Annotated in this window: 1 protein-coding gene; it reads left to right on the top strand. The window is 63.4% G+C overall.

The genetic code is table 11. The features are described from left to right. The coding region (cgtA, locus tag AC1DT2_RS24170) for an Obg family GTPase CgtA (protein WP_477299261.1) at positions 1-1055 on the top strand (1055 nt) is incomplete at its 5' end. Positions 1056-1113 lie beyond the last annotated feature (58 nt).

The raw sequence follows: 1113 nt of genomic DNA, 5'->3' as shown, positions 1-1113 counted from the left end.
ACGAAGCACAGATCAGGGTCACGGCCGGTACCGGCGGCAACGGCTGCGTCAGCTTCCGTCGAGAGAAATTCATTCCGTTCGGTGGCCCCGATGGTGGTGACGGCGGCAATGGCGGTTCGGTCTGGCTCGTGGCGGACGAAGGTCTCAACACGCTCGTCGACTTCCGTCACATGCGTGCCTTCAAGGCCGAGCGCGGGCAGGGCGGCATGGGCAGCCAGATGTACGGCAAGGGCGGCGACGATTCCGAGGTTCGCGTGCCGGTCGGAACCATCGTGATCAACGTCGATACCGACGAAGTGATCGGCGATCTCACGGCGCACGGCCAGCGTCTCAAGGTTGCGCAGGGCGGTCGTGGCGGCCTTGGCAATATCCATTTCAAGAGCTCGGTCAACCGCGCTCCGCGCAAATTCACCCCTGGCACGCCGGGCGAAGTCCGCGACATCAAGCTCGAGATGCGCCTGCTCGCGGATGTCGGTCTGCTGGGCTTCCCGAATGCGGGCAAGAGCACCTTTATCCGTGCCGTATCGGCGGCGACGCCGCGGGTGGCGGATTACCCGTTCACCACGCTGCACCCGAACCTGGGTGTCGTGCGCATCGGTTACGACCAGAGCTTCGTGATCGCCGATATCCCCGGGATTATCGAGGGTGCGGCCGAAGGCGCGGGCCTGGGTATCCAGTTCCTGCGTCACGTCTCGCGTACCAGCCTGCTGTTGCACGTGGTCGATATCCAGCCGATCGACGGTTCCGACCCGGTTGAGCAGGTCCGCACGATCGAGAAAGAGTTGGCTGAATTCGACGCCGAGCTGGTTACCCGCCCGCGCTGGCTGGTGATCAATAAATCCGACGTGTTCTCCGACGAAGCCGAGCTTCATCGCGTGGCGGACGATATCGTCGCCCGCCTGGAGTGGAAGGATCCCTGGTTCCTGGTCTCCGCAGCCAGCGAAATCGGCACCTGGGATGTCTGCCTCAAGGTGCAGCAGTTCTTCGATGCCGAGCGCGAGAAGCAGCGCGATAACAAGGAAATGGCCGACGACGTGCGCATGCGCGGCGAATAAGGCCTTGCAAGGAGGTGGCTCCTTGTGGGAGCCGCTTCAGCGGCGATTGAGTGCTTGC

It is taken from the genome of Luteibacter sp. P4_E6, from assembly GCF_056401535.1.
The sequence above is the reverse complement of the archived record's forward strand: the minus strand, read 5'-3'. Positions and strand labels throughout refer to the sequence as shown.